We start from the raw sequence: 20,604 nt of genomic DNA, 5'->3' as shown, positions 1-20,604 counted from the left end.
AGTAAGGAAATCAAGATAAATCACAAAACCTATAAAAATCTATTCTAATATAAATCTCTCAAAAGACAGCCCTGGCATAAACAATCTAGGCTATCCTCAAAGTACTTCCAGGAAATCACTTAACGGCCTTTAACTATCTCTGTTTTTTTATTATCCACTATCTTTTTAAATACATTCCCAGATAATTTTAATAACTTAGCGCGACTTAAGATTCGAGGCAAGATACTAAGTAATACCTTTTGCTTCCCTGAAAGCACATAGCTTCTGTTGGCAAGAAATCCATGTAACCCTACTTTGGCTACATGCTCCGCACTTTCATACTGTTTTTCATCAACACTTACATCATTATTTGCCACTGCCGCAAAGTTTGTCTTAGTTCCACTAGGACATAAACAAGTTACTGTGATACCTGTACCTTCCAATTCGTTATATAAAGCCTCTGAAAAATTCAAGACATAACTTTTGGATGCAGAATATACGCCTGCATAGGGCACTGGCATTAAGGCCGCACCTGAGGCGACATTTATAATTCCTCCAGATCTTTTACTTTTCATACCATCAAGGTATAGGTAACAAAGCTCTGTCAATGTACTAATATTGAGTTGCAGCATCCTTTTATAGGTTCGAAGGTCAAAATCCTCAAAATTGCCCCATTTCCCAAATCCAGCATTATTAATAAGAATATCTACATCAAGTCCTTTATCTTTCGTTTTCTGAAATAATTTCTGTGCAGCCCCCTCTACGCTTAAATCCATAGCAATTAAGGACACTTGGACCTGATATTTCTCTTTAATTTTCTTGCTGACTTCTGCCAAGCCCGCTTGAGATCTAGCAACGAGAACCAAATGAGTTCCCTTATTCGCACACTCATAAGCAAACGCCTCCCCAATCCCTGAAGAGGCACCTGTGATTAATACAGTTTTTGACTTCATAGTACAGCCACTTAAATATTTAAATATTGGAAAAAATTTAAACGAACAAAAGATGTATAACTTATATTTACCTAGCCACAACTTAAGCGATAACTTATTTAGTTTTTTCAACTAAAAGTTCCCGCCACCAGGATTTGGTTGGCAATGGATTTCTCAACTTTACCGGTGCACCTATCACCGGTATTAACAGCTTTACAGCCCGATTTTCCGCAGCAATTTCTACACGCTCGAATGGTTCAAACCAGTCATGCAGAGCAAGATCAAAAGTACTATTGTGGATAGGTAACATTGCTCGCCCTCTGAGATCGAGATGTGCCTGTACACTCTCTTCGGGCATCATATGAACCGAACTCCAAAGCTTGTTATAAGCACCCGTTTCCATCAGTGTCAGGTCGAACGGACCAAATCGCTCACCAATTTCACGAAAGCCACTAAAATAGCCACTGTCACCGCTAAAGAATATACGGCCCTCGCGCCCTTCAATTACCCAGCTGGCCCACAATGTTGAGTCTTTATCCGTTAGTCCACGCCCGGAAAAATGTTGAGCCGGGGTCGCGGTAAAGTGCAAACTGCCCAGGGCAAACGATTCCCACCAGGCCAACTCCTCAATTTTTTCGGCCGGAATTCCCCAGTTACGCAAACGACTTCCCACCCCGGTAGGAACGATAAATTGCTCTACTTTATCCTTGAGTGCGCGAATACTATTTTTGTCCAAATGATCGTAGTGGTCATGGCTGATAACGACCGCTTTAATCGAAGGCAAGTCTCGAATCTCTATGGGCAATGGATGAAAGCGCTTCGGGCCCATCCACTGAACCGGGGATGCCCGCTTGCTAAATACCGGATCTGTCAAAACATACTGATCATCCATTCGAATCAGTACTGTGGAGTGCCCGAGGCGATATACGGCACTCTCAGCGACTGGGGCAGCCAGCTCCGCAGCGGGAATCTGTCGCAATGGAATAGGCTTCACCGGTGCGGGGGCTGCGCGATCCGCCTTAATGTAGGCGCCGATCATCTCAACTATACCGCCACTACTGACTTTGTAGTCCGTATCACTGTTGCGGAACTTCTCGGGTTGATTTGTACAGCTACCAAAGAGACCTACCGACATAACAATCACTCCTGCCAGAATCCACCAGCGCTTCTTCATTTCACTTACCATGTAAACTATACAGTGCAGTGTATAAACTAACTATATGAAAGTAAACTATATAGTGTAAAATTTGCGTAAGAAGTAACTTGCCGGCAATGGAATCCCCCGGCCCAGATTTCACAGAGATACCCATGACTGAAAAGAAACCAACCAGAAGTGAGCTGAAACGCCAAGCTATTATTGATGCCGCCAAGCAGGCTTTTCAGGAGCTGGGAGTGCAGGGCACGAGTATGGACGAGCTGGCAGCCCGAGCACAGGTATCAAAACGCACCGTGTACAACCACTTCTCCAGTAAAGAAGCCCTGGTGATGCATTTGATCGGTGAACTCTGGCAGCAGGCCACCCAGCCCTCCGGTTGTGACTACAACCCGGATAGTGATATGCAATCACAACTCCACACACTGTTAGAGCAGGAAATAAAAACGATCTGCAACCCGCAGTATATTGAGCTTAACCGCATGGCCTTCGACTACTTCTTCCACCAGCCGGAAGCACTACAGAAGGAAATGGAAAAATATAAGGCCCATGAAACCGGGGTGCAGCGCTGGATCAAATCTGCCGTAGCTGATGGGCGACTAAAGTCTCTCGACATAGAGGTCGCCAGTGGGCAGATTCACAACCTGATTAAGGGCGGTTGCTACTGGCCTCAGTTACTTCAACTCTCTGGCCCACCGAGCTCCGCCGAGCAAGAGGCACTGGCCGAGCGCACCGCTGCGATGTTTTTAAGTTATTACCAAGCTTGAACCTCTGCCCTAAAAGGCCATTTTTCACCTACTAATTTACCTATAAAAAAGGCCCCAAAAGGGGCCTTTTTTATCTTATCGGGAACAAATTACAGTCTTTCCCAGAGTATCTCCCAGTTCCCGCCAACACCCGGCTCGAACTGTTTTGCACCTCTTCTCACTTCCTTACAGTAGTGGGAGTAAGCAGAGTCCTTACACTCGTAGACATTACCATCACGGCCCAGGACTTTGGTGCCCGCAGCATAGTTTCTATGGCCTCTAGGGAAGACATAATCATAATCCTGATCACTCGAGGATTGGTCATCGTCATTGGAGCTATCATCGTCTCCGTTTGAAGTATCGTCGTCATCATTAGAGGTGTCGTCATCGCCGTTGGAGCTATCGTCGTCACCATTAGAAGCGTCGTCGTCGCCGTTCGAGGAGTCATCATCCCCATTAGAGGAGTCATCATCTGAGGTATCTTCAACCAGATAGAAGTTCAGGGTATTTTGATCAACCATGTTGCCATCGCGATCTTTTACCACCACTACAACCATGTGGTGCCCTGCTACAGTCTCTGAGAGAGTCAAGCTAGTACTGGCAGTATCACCATCATCAATGTTATTGCTATAGCTTGATAGAGTATCACCGCCATGATTTACCACTGTAACCTCAACGCTGACATCTCCCGTAGCACTGAGAGCCAAGTCTAGAGAAATAGCACCGCCTGTAATTGTGTATTCACTTTCAAGACCACTTACCGTTACTTCATAGTTGGGCTCTTCTTCGCTCAACTCGTAACCGATCTCGACATTTTCCAGGCCACTGCCATCTTTTAGATAAATGCGGTTGATACCGTACAGAGGCTCAAAACTATTATCACCATCGAAATCACCGGCGCGGATATCGGTCTGCTCTACATTAATCAACTCAGCCAAATCATGTGACCAGTTTTCAGCGATGCCCTGCTCTTCGGAGGCAATTTCCAAAACAGTGCTGTAAGATGAGTTTTCACCTGAGCCATCAAATACGCGGGTATATACTTTATCGCCAACATTCAAGTCCTGCGTCGGATTGATGGTACCCGCAGCGCTCCACTCGGTATTAGTGACATTATCGCCATCGAACTCTACATCGATAACATTGTAGAAAGCGTTAACCGTATCACCTACATCCCAAACAGCCAGAATTACATGATAGCCCTCGCGATCCGGCACCTGACACTCATGAGTTGTATTTACATCTGGCTGTTCATAATTGCCATCTATCTCACAGAATGGGTCGAGATCAAATTGATCGCGAGTCAAGACTGAATTCGGATTCCAATCTTCTTTAGTAATATAGTATTTCCAATCACGAGTTACATGGTTGGCGGTGAAGTACCATTTGAAGGTTTGCCAACCGGAGCTAATATAATTTTTTACCCAGCGATCAGATGTCTGTTCATTAAGCTCAGACCAGGCACTGCTTCCTCCACTGGCAATTTGCCCATCGGCAGGGCCGCTATCGGGAAAGCCTTCAGGACCTTCAATACTCTGTGGTTCCCACTGAACTGCACCGCAATTCAAGTTCATTTCACCGGTATCTAATGCGTATTTACACAGGGTACCACGCGCAGAAGCTACACCACCGTCAGCGGCCTCAACATAACCATGACTGAAAGCATTAGAACTGGCACCGGCTAATACCACTGCCATTAATGTGCGATTGACTATCGGTTGTTTAAATACGGATGCTAATTTTTTCTTACGTAGAATCATATCTCTGCCCATTTATTACTTTGCGCTCAACTTCCTTCCCCAGCTGAACACAAATTTTTACTTTTAGAGGATGTAAATCCTGCAACGCTAGCGACAGAGTTATGGACCACCACTAATTGGCACGGTTCCTATTATTTTTATAATTTAAACAAACAACTTTTAGCGTGTCACCGAAAGATAAGTCTAATTTTTAATAAATACCATCCCATTAAAAGTTCCATATAAGCACAAAAATAAAAACATAAATAATGACAAAATAATTTCTTAAAAAATAGAAAAATGACGACCCAAAACAAAAAATAAGACCACAATTTCGGGCAATTACTGCAACATAAAATCAATAAAAGCGACATTTAGTGGTATTTTATTCCAGCAAGGGCAGCCAGGTATAAATCCGAATATACCGCTTATAAAAATATAAAAACAAAATATGGAAGAACTATGAATTTCACACTTAAATCCTCCCAGAAATCAATATGAAACCCTAACTAACTCCACCTATCGCTTACCGGCAAAAAAACACGGTGCACCCACGACAAAATTGAAATAGAAAAAACCTAGAAAACAACGGCCAATACTTCTTCTATAACTAATCGGGCAGAGGGTTTTCCAATGACAATTAAAAATATTAGTTTTTTAAAGCTTTCACTTTACTGAATTCATGCCGACCAGATATCTCTGAGTCCACAGAAAATGCTACCTTTCGATAACTTACAAATAGTATCCCCAATGAATCAAAACCGATATTTTGGGGCCTCAGAGCAACTCTTTGACCCCATCAGCTTTAAGATTTAATCATGGAGTTTCTAAAGCCCAGGATTAATATTAGGTTTGCGATAAACCACAGGTCTTTAATAATAAAAATACCGCTGGAACTAAGTTGCCAGGGAGCTACCCAACTGCCTGGGTAGGAGTAGAGGAAGGTCTGGGTTGTTATAAATACTGCGGCACAAAGCAATAGTCCCGGCCAAAACAGCTGCCGGATATAAATACCCAAGGCGAGGATAGCCAGCGCAATCAAGTCATATATACCGATAAGATTTGAGGCCACCTGCACGCTAAATACACTGTATAACCACGACATCAGTGGCGAAGTGCTTACCAGACCTTCAATCCCCTCAGCCTCAAGCGCTGTGAATTTCATCCCACCAATCCAGAGTAATACCAAGCCGACAGGGAAATAATTGAGCCATATCAGCTTTAGTGGACTCAACGAATCCCGATACAACCAGGTAATACCCAAGGTTAACAGGGCAAAGTACTTAATTATCCCCTGTCCTGAGCCAATTGCCGGAAAGCCGCCCAGGGAGTCGATCCAATGGCCGCTGCCAAGAAGACTCAGTAGGGGCACTAGCGATATTAAAATCAGAAGGATTGCCAGGGGCTTAACAACCCGCTCAAAGCGAAGGACGAGCGCCCCCAAAATAGCGGCGACTGAAAAAATAATGGCAGTCAGTAAACGTATAGAGGAAAGCACCTCCTCATTAGTGACACCGTAAAATTCAAATACGCGCTTGATACCACCCCATTGGCCGGAAAAAAGCGCCGCCGCAATAAGCGCAAAGGCGATGGCCACCAGGGCGAAGGGAAGTTTTCGAAGAAGAAATGACATTTGTTGACGACCTCTTAACAAATTAGAGCTTAGTCACCAGCCTGACCAGAGCCCCTCTCTCCATACAGGTGAAAGGCGGCTCTGGGGTATTGGTTAAATCTATGTCGTCTTGGCCCGGGGAATTATTACACCCCCAAAGAGAATCACATTTACTGTTACTCCAGTATCAATGTGCCCCGATACATTTGCATCTGGCAGTTGAACGGGTATTCGCCCGGCTCGGCTTTTGGTATTTCCACCAAGGTGTCCTGGTTCAGGGCAAGCTGAGCGCTGACTTCCAAGTCTGGAAACAATACCCACTCGGAGCAGGGACTTGGGTCCTCCCGGTGAAAATGCAAAGTCGCTGTGCGACCGGCGGGCAGGCGGATAAGATCCGGTTCGTAAACTCCACCCTTAACCAGAATCTGTAAATTATCCGTACTCGGTGTCGCCTTACTGGCACTTCTTTTTGGCCCCAACCAAAACCACCAGATAACAGCCAGAATCATCAGCACACCGACGATATTTACGAGAACTTCAGCCATTTAGCGAGTCTCCGATGGTTTAAAGAAGCGCAGGCGGTTGGCATTACTGACCACCGTCAGGGAGGAAAGCGCCATAGCACCACCGGCAACAATGGGGCTCAGTAACATACCTGTAATCGGGTAGAGGACACCGGCGGCGATGGGAATACCCAGAGTGTTATAAATAAAAGCTCCAAACAGGTTTTGCTTGATATTGTGCAAAGTGGCCCGGGACAACTCCACGGCATTGGCAACCCCGTGCAGGGAGGAACGCATCAGGGTGACATCGGCGCTCTCAATAGCAACGTCGGTACCGGCACCTATCGCAAAGCCCACATCGGCCCGCGCCAGGGCCGGGGCATCGTTAATCCCGTCACCCACCATACCCACTCGCTCGCCTTTTTTTTGCAATTCAGCGACTATCCCCTCTTTATCTTCCGGCAATAGCTCTGCGTGAACTCGATCGATACCCAGCTGCCGGGCAACCGCTTCGGCACTGCCGTGATTGTCCCCGGTAAGCATTTCAATGCGTAAACCCAGTTTGTTCAGTCGCTCGATTGCAGCTTGCGCATCAGCGCGAATCGGATCGGCTACAGCAATAATCCCCCGCAACTTGCCGTCCACGGCGGCGTACATCACCGTGCGCCCCACCTCGGCCAATTTGGCTGCCCGCTCACTCCAGGCATCCAGGGAAACAGCCTCCTTTTGCATTAACTTGGTATTCCCCAACAGCACGCGACTGCCACCGATATCACCACTCACACCGTGAGCTGTGATGGCTTCAAAGTTGGCTGGAGACTGCAATTCAAGGTTTTTATCGTGAGCTGCCGTCACTATGGCTTCAGCCAAGGGGTGCTCTGAGCCCTGCTCCAGGCTCGCCACTAAACGCAGCAGTTCATCACTGTCGCCATCACTATCGATATCTGTCAGACGCGGAGAACCCTCGGTGAGAGTCCCGGTTTTATCCACAACCAGGACATCCAGAGTGCAGGATTGTTGCAGGGCCTTGCCGTTGCGCACCAATACACCGTACTCGGCACCTTTGCCGACCCCCACCATAACCGACATGGGAGTCGCCAAACCCAAGGCACAAGGACAGGCGATAATCAGCACCGAAGTCAGTACTACTAACATATGGGCAACCCGAGGATCGGGGCCCAAGTTGAACCAAACCAGTGCGGCCACCAGGGAAATAATCATCACCACTGGCACAAAGATGCCGGAAATCTTGTCCGCCAAGCGCGCGATAGGTACCCGGGAGCTCTGGGCATTCTTTACCATCTCGATAATCTGCGCGAGGCGGGTGTCGGAACCCACTTTATCTGCGCGAAACAACAGGCTGCCATTTTTATTCAGGGTGCCGGCGGCGAGGCTGTCACCCTCCGCCTTTTTCACCGGCACTGGTTCCCCGGTGAGCATGGATTCATCTACCAGGCTGCGCCCTTCAAGCACAGTACCATCCACCGGAATTTTCTCGCCGGGGCGGACGCGCAGCTGGTCTCCCTGCTGCACCTGCTCGATAGGCAGATCCACCTCTCGGCCGTCTCTCAATACCCGCGCGGATGTATCCTGGAGCTCCAACAGCTTCTCCACTGCGGCACTGGTGCGCCCGCGAGCCCGAATTTCCAGTGCCTGGCCGAGGCTGATCAGGCCAATAATCATGGCACTGGCCTCAAAATACACATGTCGTGCCGCTTCCGGTAAGAGATGGGGGACCAATACTACAAGCATGGAGAAGAGCCAGGCCGTTCCCGTGCCCAGGGCCACCAGCGTATCCATAGTGGCATTGTGGTGGCGCAGTGCCTTCCAGGCACCGCTGAAGAAGTTACCGCCACAGAAGACCAGCACTGCCAGGGTAATCAGCCCCATAGCACCCCAGGCCAGCTGCTCCGCAGGGGTATTCACCGATACCTTGTCAGTGATCAGCCCCCAAGCCATCATTGGCACGCCCACGCCCAGAGCAAATGCCGAGCGCCACAACTGCTGGCGGTAGTGCCGCTGTGTCTGCTCCCGCTGTTCCGCGCGCTGCTCTCGTTCACTACTTCGCAGGAGTTCAGCGCCGTAGCCCGCGCCTCGGACGGCTTCGATACAGGATTCAGCCTCCGCCGGGCCGTATACCGACAGGATTTTATCGGACAGGTTTACCCGGGCATCAGTCACCCCGGCTACGGCCTTAACCGCAGTCTCAATTTTGTTGATACAACCGGCACAATTGACTCCACTCAAACGGAACACCGTTGGCGCAGATTGTTGCTCCTTCGTCATCTTGCTCTCCCGCAACACCAATTACAGCGACAAAGTTACAACCTTACCGCTAGGGGAAGGCAACCGTTGGCAGCGCACCGCCCGCCGAAATTTCGCAGTCAATTCATCCTTCAGCTTAGTGGTTGGCACCAGGGGCAGGAAAAGGCTGAGGATTCGCCAATGATCGCGCATGCGATGCGCCGGAATGTTATTATCGCGCCATGACACATCCCCTGCTTCCCGAAAGACCCCTGAGTATCTCTCCTTCTCTGGCTGCCACTGTCGGCCTGGAGGAAGCTGTGCTGCTCACTGCACTTGGCGACCTGGCTCCATTCCTTCCCCTGGAGCCCTACGGAGGCCGGGATTGGTATACCGCCGAGGGGGAGCAGCTATATCTGCTGCTGCCCTTCTGGCAGGCAGCGGATATCCAGAGGGTAGCCACCAGTTTGCGCAACCGGGGTGCCCTTCTGCTGGGGGCGGCACCATTCGGCAGTAGCGAGATTCTGAAGTTCGCCCTGCCCGGTGAGTACAAGCGCCCGGTGGCAACACCCCCTACCCCGTCCAACCGCAATGCCAACACCATTGCCCCCAGTTGGCAGCCGGATAGTGAAACCATGGCCCGTATCGCCCAACTGGGTATTCCCGAGCACTTTGTAAGGGAGCAATTGCCAGAGTTTGTCACTTACTGGCGCGAGCGCGCCGAGCCCCGCCACTCCTTTGGCTCCCTGTTCCTGCGCCAGGTTAAAAGCAAGTGGGAGGCTTTTCGCGCAACGGCTCAGCGCAAGCAGCCACTGCCCAACGGCTGGCAACCCGGCGATGAGACCCTGCGCAAGCTGGCGGACGAGGGAGTCCCCAGCACTTTTGTCGGTCGCGGCCTACAGCGCTTTCTCGATTACCACCGCTCCAGTGGCAAGCAGTCCATTTCCTGGGATTTGGAGTTCAATGACTGGATTATGGAAGACTGGGAAAAGCAGGACACGCCATTTATCGAAAAGCGCAAGCCCACTGCTATGTCCCGCGACTGGCAGCCCAGCGAGCACACCTGGGAGCAGTTACAGCGCCTGGCCATCAATCCGCGCTTTGCTGCCGAATTGCTGCCGGAATTCATTTATAAATGGACCGAGCGCGGTGGCCACAGTGCCCGCTGGGGTGAACTGTTTATCGAGTATGCGCGGGAAGAGTGGGCCTATTACTGCCAGGGTATTGAGAAAAACCCGGTGGCCAAACCCATCTCCCGCAACTGGCAGCCCAGTGGTGACTGCCTGAGTCATTTGATGAACCAATGCGAGATAGATCGCGACTTCGCTCTATCCCTGGTTCCGGAATTTATTATTTACTGGCGCGGTCAAAATGCCGCACGTAAAAGCTGGGACGCCGTATTTGTGCGTCACGCGCGCCACCAGTGGGCGGAGCGCAACAAACTGGCAATAGGAAACTCTTATGGCAATCCACAAGACTCCCACAACAACACCAACCAGCGCACCCGCGACCGGTCAATCGGCGACATACTCACAGACACAAACTGGTAGTGAACAGGGCCAGGAACTGCTGAACGAAAAGAAGCGCGCAATCAATGAAGTATTTGCGCTGTTTAAACTGAATTATCACAATCAGTTCAGCGCAGCGTTTCCAGACACTGAAACCCTTCACCACGCCAAGCGCCTCTGGCTGGAGGCCCTGCTTGCTTTCGCTCCCCAGGATATTATGCAGGGTGCCAAGCGAGCAATCCTGCAAAGCGAGTACCTGCCCACCGTACATAAAATGCTGCAGCTGTGCGCCGCTGGGGAGAATGGTTTACCGGAAGCACGCGCCGCCTATCGCGAAGCCTGCAATGCCCCCAGCCCCAAAACCAATTACAACTGGAGCCACTTAGCGATCTATCACGCAGGGCGGGAATCCAACTGGTTTTTTCTTGCCAATAACCCCGAGTCTATCGCCTACCCGGTCTTTGCTGAGCACTATCGAAAAATATGTGAACGAGTCCTGGGGGGAGAAAAACTAACCGCTCCAGAGCAATTAAAGCTGGAGGAAAACCCCGGCTCACCACTTTCCAAGGAAGAAAATTCGAAAAGACTCTCGGAGATGCGAGCAAAGCTTGGCATTTAGAAATTAACAGCCAACTGCTTACTCTGACTTTGAATACAGGGCCTGATACCTAAAGGCCCTCACGCCAATGACTTGTGAAGTAAAAGCCCTGATCTAGCTTTACTGTGCTTGAAATAAAAATAAACAAAGCACAGGACAGATCATGAATAATTTTAAGACCACCGTAAAAACAAGTTTGTTTTCCAGCCTTATATTCACTTTCGCTACAAATACCAGCGCTGACTTTGCCAACAGGAAATATATTGGGGCTACCCTCGGTGAAACCTCTTATCCTCAATTTTGCTCATCTGCAAACCCCCGGATAAAATCACAGATTCCTCAAGGATCTACAGACGGACGCTTTCATTGCAATAGTAGCGGCAGTACGATTAAGTTTTATGGCGGCTTGCGTTGGAACAGATACCTCGCCCTTGAAATCAGCTATCTAAAACCTTCAGCTGCGCAAAGCAGCTTTTATACCAATAATGAAAATGGAGAGTATGCAAAGGCTGCATACCAGGTTGAGACATATTCATTGACCGCCTTTTTATTGGGTTTTTATCCTGTTAACTCTAATATAAATATGTTTGCCAGAGTCGGGGCTGGAGCTTGGAGAGGAAAATTATCAGAGCAACAATCCGCTCAATTTTATATCCCCCAGCAATTATCCAATGGACAATTCACGGCACAACTTCAGACGTTCGATAAAGACAAGTCCCAAAACCACAAAGGCCCTCACTGGGGTGTTGGGGTCGGCATGAATTATATCTATAGGAATCACTGGATTTGGAGACTGGAGTGGGAGAAACTGGAGCCCACTGGAGTAGACTTCAATGCAGAAACACTATCACTGGGTTTAGGGCGGCTTTTTTGAATTTTGTTAATTGACACCTATAACTTTATACAAATTAAATAGAGTTCCCGCGAACTATTACTGGGAACTCTACCTTTAGGCGCCGAATCCAGTTAATAGAGTAGGTCCTACCTTCGATCAATCTAAAAGACGTTATTATTTTGGTGGTTGCCTTAATCAAATTTCACTCTAAAATCAGCTTCAGCGGTCCCCCCATATAAGCTAAACAAGGTCAAACCATGAACCGCTTTAGCCCCCTATTCATTATTTTTCTACTTTCCTTGCCTGCCCTTACTTGCGCCGATTTCTACTCACACAAATATGCTGGTATCTCTTTCGGTAACCAGCATGCCAATAACTTGTGTAGCGAAGCAGAGAAGCGGGTTCAACAAATTGGCGCCAGCTTAGATCAAGTGGATCTCAGTCAGTGTGATGATAAAAATAACGCCTGGAAACTATTTGCAGGAATTCGATGGACACCTTACCTGGCAATTGAAGCCAGCTATCAAAATTTCAATAAGTACCAGCTGAATACCCATATCTCATATGGGGATGGTGAATATTTAAACTATTTCTCTGATTTTGATAGCCAGCTTTTCAATATATTTTCCCTGGCGTATCTTCCCCTGGGAGAGTCATTTAGCTTATTTGGGAAACTTGGCACCGGCATCTGGTACGCGGAAACCAATGAGATTCAGAAGGGTGAAGTTTTTATCCTATACCAGCTTGAAGATGGAAGTTTAATAGAACAATTAACTCCAGTCAGAGGTGAATTAACCGATAGCAGCAATGGATTCCACTGGGCTTATGGTGCTGGTATTAACTATAGCTATAGGGGTAAGTGGAGCCTACGGATAGAGTGGGAACAGTTTTCAAAAATTGGGGGCGATACGTTTCTGGATGAAATAGATAGTGAAGCTATCACTATGGGGTGGAGTATTAACTTTTGATAAAGCAAGGAAGGTTCAACATTAATTATTCCTAGAAAAACAGCTATCAGCTCACCGATTCAAACAATAAAAAAATGAAAAATAAGAAAAAAACCTACAAGCAAAAGATCTAAAAGAATACAGTGAAGACTATAGAGCAAAAATAGAATTTGAAAATCGATTAAAAGATGAACATAAATTAATTAAAACATTTTCACTATTATTTTTCACTATATTACTTATTATTTCAGTTTTTCTTTCGGGTTACGCTCAACGATATGACGAACTTTTAATGGCCATTACCTTTGGGATTATACTTACTTTATACGGTCTTAACTGGCAACTGGAACAGAAGAAAATTAACACCCCCCTATCTGCAGTAATTGCAATAACAAGATGCGGCGCTGTGAATATACCAGCGGATGCAGGTGGCAAGATCTGAGGGGAATCGTCTATCTATGTGAAGACTGCAAGTCAAAAATAATTGATACTGAGCCATCACAATCTGGTTAACTCTCAGTTTTTTAAGGCCTCTCTTTCCTCTCTCATAAGATATAGATAAAATCAACATCTAGACTTCACAAGATTAAACAAAACTGTATCAATAAGTATTATGCCAAGATTTCTCAAGGCTTCAGCCCTACTGTTTTTTCTTTTTATTCTTTGGATTATCTATCTAGCCAATACCGGATCGAATAGTATATTTTTTGACCTTGTCCGTGCTATCCCCTATGGCGATAAACTAGGCCATATCGTCTTGTTTGGTACTTTTGGCCTTATCCTGATACTTGCCACCCGCGCCACTTATTTTAAGCTCGGCTTTATTAGAGTTTACTGTGGTGCTATCGCAGTGCTTGGCTTTGCCCTGATTGAAGAGATAAGCCAGGCATTTGTTCGCTCAAGGACTTTTGACTTACTTGATCTGGCCGCCGATATCGTTGGAGTGTTACTTGCGAGCTCTCTAGTATACTTGGTTCAGAGAGCCCGCAATATTAACAATTTAAACCAGCCTGAAAACCCCGGCGCCACTAGTGAGACAACAGACGATTGACATCCCTCCAATCAACCAATTTAAAATTCTGGGCTGCGCTGGGCATTCGGTTGCGCCCATCCTGAACAACTAACAAACCTTGAGGATATTCCGCACCCAAAGCTGAACTGGTAACGGCCAAACCATCGGTCTCCGAGCTGCCATCCACACCTAGCTGGGAATTCATACCAACCCGAAAATGGGTAATAAATTCATTCCCACTACGGCTGAATAGTACATAGCTATCATTACCTTGACTGGATATCACTAGATAGCCCTTGTCGCCATCCTGATAAAGTGCCAATCCCTCTATATCTGCCACCAGCTTTTCACCATCCACTGCTGCCACCAACTCTGGAGAGGCCTCTGATAAGGACTTTAGGTCCAGCCGCCAAATCCCCCGGTCCTCCTCAGCAAAAAACAGGGTTCCGAACTGGTCATCCACAACACAGCCTTCAACCTGTCCATAGTCATCAAACTGGATACCCTGCTCAATCTCAAACTTATTGGAGGACTCAGAGACATTGATTTTGAGCTGATGCAAGCTGGCCTCCTTATCAGAAACCCAGGCATAAAGCCCACTATCGTCCTGTTGCAGGCACAAGCCATAGGGATCACCAAGCCCTATACCCCGGTATCCCAGGTGCTCCACTTCGCCCATTGCACTGATAGCAAATAGATCCAAACCGGGATTAGTACGATTAGAGGCAACGGCAATCGCATCAATATTAGGGTGGGAAATTTTACGGATATCGACATTATTGACCCTGCCCACTGGAAAATGCTGTTTTAACCCGCCGGACAGATGATAGACATTGAGCCCCTTTTTTTTATCTGTAGTAAAAATCAGGCTGTTTGCCGGCGAATGAGAGTTCACCCAAATAGCGGGATCATCAGCAGCATCACCATAAGAGTGAACGGGGTCAGTTTGTCCCCTGGCGGCAACAGTGGGAATAATTTCAAGCGGATTATCTGTAACGCTGGTCAGCTTGTTATTTATCGGGAAATAGGTTATTTCACTCTGCTTATCATTTAGCACGGCCAACCTATCACCAAAAACTGCAATAGAGGCAGGACTTTCTGCAGGCAATGTCCAAGACTGGTCGGGCCTACCACTTCCTGACAAGTCGAAAACTTGTACTCCCTGTTCCACAGCAATCCAGATTTGGTCCTGCTGATAATCCAGTTGCAAGCTGCCGAAATCATCACCGAGCTGTTTCGCCGAGATTAAAAACTCACGCTCCTCATCTCGCTCTGCATCGGCATTCAATGCCAATATCCCTATAGGCGGCTGTGATACCAGTAATCGCCCCCGACGGTTATCCACGCTACAACTATTAACCTCCTCCCCCAAATATATTGGGCGGATCTCGGTAAAGTCCCAGTGCTCATCACTGGGAGAAAGCAGGTACTCAAATCCCAGTCCGTCCTCTCCAATGGCAAACAGGTGATCTCTTCCTGCTTGTAGTGAAAAACAGAGTGCGCTCACAGGCTTGGCACTCTCAAGCTTTCCTAAAAGTTGAAGCTGCAAATCATCGTTTAGATCAGTAAATAATTGATATAGATGTAATTCTGCTTCCTGCTCTTCGTAAGCGGCCACCAGGTAGCTACCATCTTCTCTTGGCTGAATTACAAGTGCCTCTACTCTGCCATCCTTTTGAACTTGTATTTCTGCGGAATCATCTACAAGCACCAGCCCCTTATCTTTACTGGATAGCAACAAGTATTGCTGCTCAAGGAAACTGACCAGCTGAATCTGTTCAGCTATCACCCCCTTTAAAGATATGATCTTTTGCGAAGATAATCTTTGACTACCCTTTTCAAGATCGCATCCCAGTAATATAAGGCAGGACAAAACACCCACTATTGAAAAACGCATAATAAAACCTGCTCAGGATTTACCGGAAAATAACAGAAAATATTACTTTTGCAAAAAACAAAACCCCCACAATATTGCAGGGGCTTTATCAAGGTAAGAATTTACACTAACCAAAAAATTCCAGTTAAAATTTTAGAAAGTGCTGTAGCTCAACCCAATCGCATAAGTCGGACCGTATTCTTCGTACTGACCATTAAACCCAGACGTGTGAACATAGTAAGGCTCATCCGTGAGGTTAACCCCAGTAAAAGTGAGTTGAAGGCCATTATCAAAGCGGTAGCGGGCCGACAAATCCAATTGCAAATGGTCTTCTTCGTAGCGGTCATTGACCTCATTTTCAAGGTCTACTTCCAGCAGGCGTTCACTGCGGAAAGCTGCTGACAGGCGCATACTAAAGGCATCGCGTTCATAGCCTACAATAAAGTTGCCGACAAAATCCGCCTGGGAAGGCATAGATATTTTGTCACTGCGATCACTGCTATTGAGACCCAGATCAGCTTCTGAATCGGTTAATGTTGCATTAGCCCTGAGTAAGAACCCATTTTCAAAACCTTGGGTCCAGGCCAGTTCGGCACCGCTGATACGGGCGTTGTCTCCGTTAATCGGTTGCCATACTTCAGCATCATCAACCGCTAAATTCCCTACAAAACGGGTAAAATCGGTATTACTGGAAACCTCAGACATAACAATAAAGTTATCGATACTCTTATGGAAAAGTCCCACAGAGAACATACCCAGGTCGTCCGCATAGTATTCGGCAGATAGGTCGATATTGCGGGATTCATAAGGGTCTAATTCTGGATTTCCAGCTTCAACCTCCAGTTCCCCATCATCGTATTCAATTTTGGCCGGAGAGGGGTTCAAATAGCCAAATGATGGACGCGATAAGGACTCCGAATAGGCTGCACGGAGAACAACATTATCGTTGTAATCAAATTTGTAATTAATACTGGGGAAGAAGTTGTCGTAGTCCCGCTCGTAGTTAACCTCAGTGGCATAAACCTCCTCTGCAATTAAATCGGCACCCGGCAGGGGCTCTTCCGACTCTGCCACATTCACTCCTTCAGCAGTAAATTCGGTGCGCTCATAGCGAACCCCAAAAACCAGCTGGGAGCGATCCAACTCAATAGAATTCATCACATACAAGGCCGTGATGTCTTCATTCATTGCGTAGTCACGGGCGGATGCCAAAGCGGTCTCCGTCTCATCTATGTCAAAATCACTGAGGTTAGCATTGATAAAACTATTCAGGCTTCCAACATTGACGCCAGGTCCAAATGCATCCAAACCATAATCGATACTATTGCGAGAAAAGTCCGCCAGAGTGTAATCCCCACCAAACCCTTCATATACAGTCGCATTTAAGTCACCAGCCTTTTCTCGCTGACGCTCATGTAATCCGAATTTAACTACTGAAGGATTGCTAGCCCAATCAATTTCTCTACTGATATCAATACGGAAGCTAATTTCTTCATCTTCAGTAAAGTTATCTTCAATGACCAACTCATCGAGTTGATAACTGGCCGGGTCCAATACTGCTTCAACATCCTCACTTCCCACCGCCATACGGGGAGTATCACCAGCTTCAACATACCCCAAACGCAGGGAGTCCAAGACAAAATCGGTATCGCGTCGATTGGGTTCAGATTCCTCTGCATGGGAATATCCCAAGGCATAGGACAATCCCCATTGCTCAAAATCATGCTCGCCACCAAATACCGCAGAAATAATTTCCTGTTCTTCCAGGCGGTCCTTCAGGGACTTCTCCAACGCGGCCTCTTCCCACTCTGCCGAGTTGGCCGAAATAGTCTCCGGCTCATCGCGTTCATCATCGAGCTTCCAGGAATTGCGCTGGCGGATTTCCTGATCAGAAAAATCGGAGTACAAGCTGTGGAGATAGATGCTTGAGTCACTGCCCAGGTCCAGGTCGAAGTTGGCAGCAAGACCTGTGCGCTCCCGGGTAATACTGTAATCGCGATGTTCTATTTCGGTCGCGCCCTTAGCTACAGAGCCGTCTTCAGCAGTCAGCTCTTCCCAGCTACCGTCAGTCTCAATATTATCTGAGCCAAAATCCCGCTCCTGGTGACTTAGCGCCAAGGCCACCCCGAGACGGCGCTCTCCATCAAGTTCAAAAATATTGGTCATGGTCGCAGCTACTTTGGGGCTGTACTCTTCCTGAAGCTCGCTGTAGCTATTCTCTACGCTTAACTTGTAGCGATTGCTGTCATAATCCAGGGCATTCAGACTTTTAATCTCAATGGCACCACCAATAGAGTCTGCGCTCATATCAGGCGTAAGAGTTTTAAATACCTCCAAACTCGCCAATAAGTCCGATGGAATAACATCCAGGGCTACCGCCCGGGTGTTTGTTTCCGGTGCGGGCAGGCTCACGCCATTAATTGTTGCCGCATTCAAATTTGGGTCTATACCCCGCACACCAACAAAACGCCCCTCACCCTGATCTCTCGCAATAAATACACCGGGCATTCGCTGTAACGCTTCTGTGACATTGGCATCGGGGAGTTCACCAATCGCATCAGAAGTTTGCACCGCTACGACCTTATTGGCGTCCCGCTGTCGATCCAAGTCGCTGCGCGCATTACTTGCCTGGGCGGTAACCGTCACAGTTTCCATTACCTGCTCATTTTCTGCGATAGCATTTGCGCTAATGATGGCTGTCGCCAGAGCCGCCAATGGCATTCCCAGTAACCGCAAGCCTGAAGTTCTGTATTTCATTGCGTCCCACTCCCACTTTGCCGGTGGTTAATTGAATTGAACGCAGACTAGAAGGCCGCTATGAACTTTACGTGACATTTTTTTTAAGCTTGTCATCACATAGTCAATTAGTACTGCGACGATAGATGTAAGCCCTGCTATTTACACAGATATCAATCGCCTTAAAAGGAACCATCAAGGCAATTAACAGTAAAAAGCGTCATATACTGAAACCAAATATGGAGCAGTCATGAACGAAAGTCCCAAAAATCCAGCACGCCGCTCTCTATTTAAAGTCCTGGGTGGTGTAACCGCCACCGGTGCTGTAAGCAGCTTACTACCCGGCTGTAGTGGGAGTGAAAATCCCACACGCAACTCCCTCACCTTTAAAGAAATCCCCCATAGACTGGATTACCAACACCATCTACCAGAGGGCTATAAATCCACGGTTCTGCTGAGGTGGGGAGACCCTCTACATAAAGAGGAAACATCTTTTCAGCCTGAAGAACTTAGCGCCAGTAGCCAGGAACAGCGATTCGGTTACAACAACGATTTTATTGCATTTATGCCCTTGGCAGCGGGGACCAGTTCCACCCTGGGGTACCTGCATATACAAAGTAAAAATAGTGATCGCGGGCTTTTATGTGTCAATCACGAATACACTCAGCCCCATCTGATGTTCTCGGGTTATAACGACGAATACAGTGCCACCCGAGGAGTGAGTGCCGAGCATGTGGCCATTGAACAGGCCGCCTGCGGACACTCCATCGTGGAAATTCGAAGAAGTAAACAGGGCTGGAAAGTAGTGGCTGACAGTCCCTATAACCGGCGGATAACTTCTACGACGCCAATGGAAATCACTGGCCCCGCCGCAGGCGACGAACGTTTGAAGACCCGCCAAGATCCCAGCGGAACCCAGGTCCTCGGCACCATAGGTAACTGTGCAGGAGGGAAAACTCCATGGGGAACCGTATTAATTGCTGAAGAGGGGTTTGGCGGCGCTTTTCAGGGAGACCCAAAAAAGCTCGAAGATTCCCGGGAGATCGAAAACCATCAACTTTTTGGTATAAGACCAGAAAATCGCAACTGGGGTGACCACGACCGCCGATTTGATATTCAGGTAGAACCCCATGAGCCCAATCGATTCGGTTGGATGGTGGAGTTTGACCCCTATAACCCCCAATCAAAACCGCGCAAGCTGACCAGTTTGGGGCGTTTTGAGCACGAAGGCTTTACCCTGGTCTGTAAACCGGGACAACCGATCGTTGCTTACGGCGGCGATGATGATGAACATCAATTTGTCTATCGCTATGTATCCCAAGATAACTATCAGCCCGAAGATCCCGATACAAACCGAAAGCTACTCGTTAATGGCACGCTCTATGCCGCGCGATTTGCCGACGATGGCAGTGGCGAATGGCTGCCGCTGATATATGGCCAGGGCCCACTGACCGCAGAGAATGGTTTTCATAATCAAGCAGATGTAATGATTGATGCGCGCCGCGCAGCCGCACTACTCGGGGCCACACCAATGGATCGGCCAGAAGATGTAGAAACGAATCCCTACAATGACTGCACCTATGTAATGCTGACCAAAAACAAGAAGCGCAGTGATACCGATACCGCCAACCCTCGCGCCCGCAATACTGCCGGGCATGTATTGGAAATAGTGCCCCCCGGGGAAAAGGGAAATCGCGACCACACAAGCGCACAATTTCAGTGGCAGCAATTTCTACTTGGCGGGAACCCCAACGCTGAGAACCCCGCTGAACGAGGCGCCTACGGACAGCAGTCTCCCTATGATATTTCTGCGCACGGCTGGTTCGCCAATCCTGACAACGTTGCTTTCGACCCCAGAGGTAACATGTGGATTGCTACCGATGGCTGTGAGAGTTTTGGTTTCCACGATGGTCTTTGGGCCATGGCTACCGAGGGGCCCCTGCGAGCGGCACCCAAGCACTTCTTTGGTTGCCCGCAAGGGGCTGAGGTATGCGGGCCGGAATTTACCCCCGACGGAAAAACACTATTTATTGCTGTGCAGCACCCCGCCGATTCACGCAACTCAACTTATGACAATCCCCTGCACCGGTGGCCAGATAATAATCCCCAGTTACCACCTCGGCCGTCGGTACTGGCCATCTACCGCGAGGACGACCAAATAGTCGGTAGCTAGGCAATTGATAT

Annotated in this window: 15 protein-coding genes; 7 read left to right on the top strand and 8 right to left on the bottom strand. The window is 48.0% G+C overall.

Going from position 1 to position 20,604, the window contains the following annotated elements:
- Window positions 1-119: 119 nt before the first annotated feature.
- Window positions 120-1,043 carry an SDR family NAD(P)-dependent oxidoreductase gene (locus ACJJIZ_RS05400; protein WP_444915459.1) on the bottom strand — a complete coding sequence of 308 codons (924 nt, stop codon included), beginning with the start codon at window positions 1,041-1,043 and terminating at the stop codon, window positions 120-122.
- Window positions 1,027-2,085: an MBL fold metallo-hydrolase gene (locus ACJJIZ_RS05395; RefSeq protein WP_444915458.1), complete on the bottom strand. Its 1,059-nt coding sequence runs from the start codon at window positions 2,083-2,085 to the stop codon at window positions 1,027-1,029. The genes ACJJIZ_RS05400 and ACJJIZ_RS05395 overlap by 17 nt, the downstream gene beginning before the upstream one ends.
- A 134-nt stretch (window positions 2,086-2,219) precedes the next feature.
- Between ACJJIZ_RS05395 and ACJJIZ_RS05390 the strand changes: the two genes are divergently transcribed.
- The gene (locus ACJJIZ_RS05390; protein ID WP_444915457.1) at window positions 2,220-2,831 is read left to right on the top strand and encodes a TetR/AcrR family transcriptional regulator; all 612 of its coding nucleotides are present in this window, start codon (window positions 2,220-2,222) and stop codon (window positions 2,829-2,831) included.
- 89 nt (window positions 2,832-2,920) lie between these two features.
- Here ACJJIZ_RS05390 and gbpA read toward each other — a convergent pair whose 3' ends face one another.
- The 4 genes from gbpA to ACJJIZ_RS05370 form a co-directional block, all read right to left on the bottom strand.
- The gene (gene gbpA, locus ACJJIZ_RS05385; protein ID WP_444915456.1) at window positions 2,921-4,570 is read right to left on the bottom strand and encodes an N-acetylglucosamine-binding protein GbpA; all 1,650 of its coding nucleotides are present in this window, start codon (window positions 4,568-4,570) and stop codon (window positions 2,921-2,923) included.
- A 784-nt stretch (window positions 4,571-5,354) separates the two neighbouring features.
- Window positions 5,355-6,182: a DUF417 family protein gene (locus ACJJIZ_RS05380; protein ID WP_444915455.1), complete on the bottom strand. Its 828-nt coding sequence runs from the start codon at window positions 6,180-6,182 to the stop codon at window positions 5,355-5,357.
- 155 nt (window positions 6,183-6,337) lie between these two features.
- Entirely contained in the window at window positions 6,338-6,706 is a 369-nt protein-coding gene (locus tag ACJJIZ_RS05375) for a cupredoxin domain-containing protein (RefSeq protein WP_444915454.1), read from the bottom strand.
- Window positions 6,707-8,950: a heavy metal translocating P-type ATPase gene (locus tag ACJJIZ_RS05370; protein ID WP_444915453.1), complete on the bottom strand. Its 2,244-nt coding sequence runs from the start codon at window positions 8,948-8,950 to the stop codon at window positions 6,707-6,709.
- Window positions 8,951-9,150: 200 nt separating this feature from the next.
- Between ACJJIZ_RS05370 and ACJJIZ_RS05365 the strand changes: the two genes are divergently transcribed.
- From ACJJIZ_RS05365 to ACJJIZ_RS05345, 5 genes are all read left to right on the top strand, one after another.
- A complete protein-coding gene (locus tag ACJJIZ_RS05365; protein WP_444915452.1) occupies window positions 9,151-10,458 on the top strand; it encodes a DnaT-like ssDNA-binding domain-containing protein in 1,308 nt (435 codons plus the stop codon).
- Window positions 10,370-11,035, top strand: coding sequence for a replication protein P (locus ACJJIZ_RS05360; protein ID WP_108734620.1), 666 nt, complete (start codon window positions 10,370-10,372; stop codon window positions 11,033-11,035). The genes ACJJIZ_RS05365 and ACJJIZ_RS05360 overlap by 89 nt, the downstream gene beginning before the upstream one ends.
- Window positions 11,036-11,177: 142 nt before the next feature.
- A complete protein-coding gene (locus tag ACJJIZ_RS05355) occupies window positions 11,178-11,888 on the top strand; it encodes an outer membrane beta-barrel protein (RefSeq protein WP_444915451.1) in 711 nt (236 codons plus the stop codon).
- A gap of 218 nt (window positions 11,889-12,106) precedes the next feature.
- A complete protein-coding gene (locus ACJJIZ_RS05350) occupies window positions 12,107-12,817 on the top strand; it encodes an outer membrane beta-barrel protein (RefSeq protein WP_444915450.1) in 711 nt (236 codons plus the stop codon).
- 592 nt (window positions 12,818-13,409) lie between these two features.
- Window positions 13,410-13,847: a VanZ family protein gene (locus ACJJIZ_RS05345; protein WP_444915449.1), complete on the top strand. Its 438-nt coding sequence runs from the start codon at window positions 13,410-13,412 to the stop codon at window positions 13,845-13,847.
- On the opposite strand, the gene ACJJIZ_RS05340 is transcribed toward ACJJIZ_RS05345, so the two are convergent.
- Window positions 13,825-15,705: a phytase gene (locus tag ACJJIZ_RS05340; protein WP_444915448.1), complete on the bottom strand. Its 1,881-nt coding sequence runs from the start codon at window positions 15,703-15,705 to the stop codon at window positions 13,825-13,827. The two genes, ACJJIZ_RS05345 and ACJJIZ_RS05340, sit on opposite strands and share 23 nt — an antisense overlap.
- A gap of 132 nt (window positions 15,706-15,837) precedes the next feature.
- On the bottom strand, window positions 15,838-18,441 hold the full coding sequence (locus tag ACJJIZ_RS05335; RefSeq protein WP_444915447.1) for a TonB-dependent receptor: 2,604 nt from the start codon (window positions 18,439-18,441) through the stop codon (window positions 15,838-15,840).
- Window positions 18,442-18,670: 229 nt separating this feature from the next.
- Between ACJJIZ_RS05335 and ACJJIZ_RS05330 the strand changes: the two genes are divergently transcribed.
- The gene (locus tag ACJJIZ_RS05330) at window positions 18,671-20,593 is read left to right on the top strand and encodes a PhoX family protein (protein ID WP_444915446.1); all 1,923 of its coding nucleotides are present in this window, start codon (window positions 18,671-18,673) and stop codon (window positions 20,591-20,593) included.
- Window positions 20,594-20,604 lie beyond the last annotated feature (11 nt).

This window comes from Microbulbifer maximicatervae (SeqCode) (assembly GCF_052467225.1).
The sequence above is the reverse complement of the archived record's forward strand: the minus strand, read 5'-3'. Positions and strand labels throughout refer to the sequence as shown.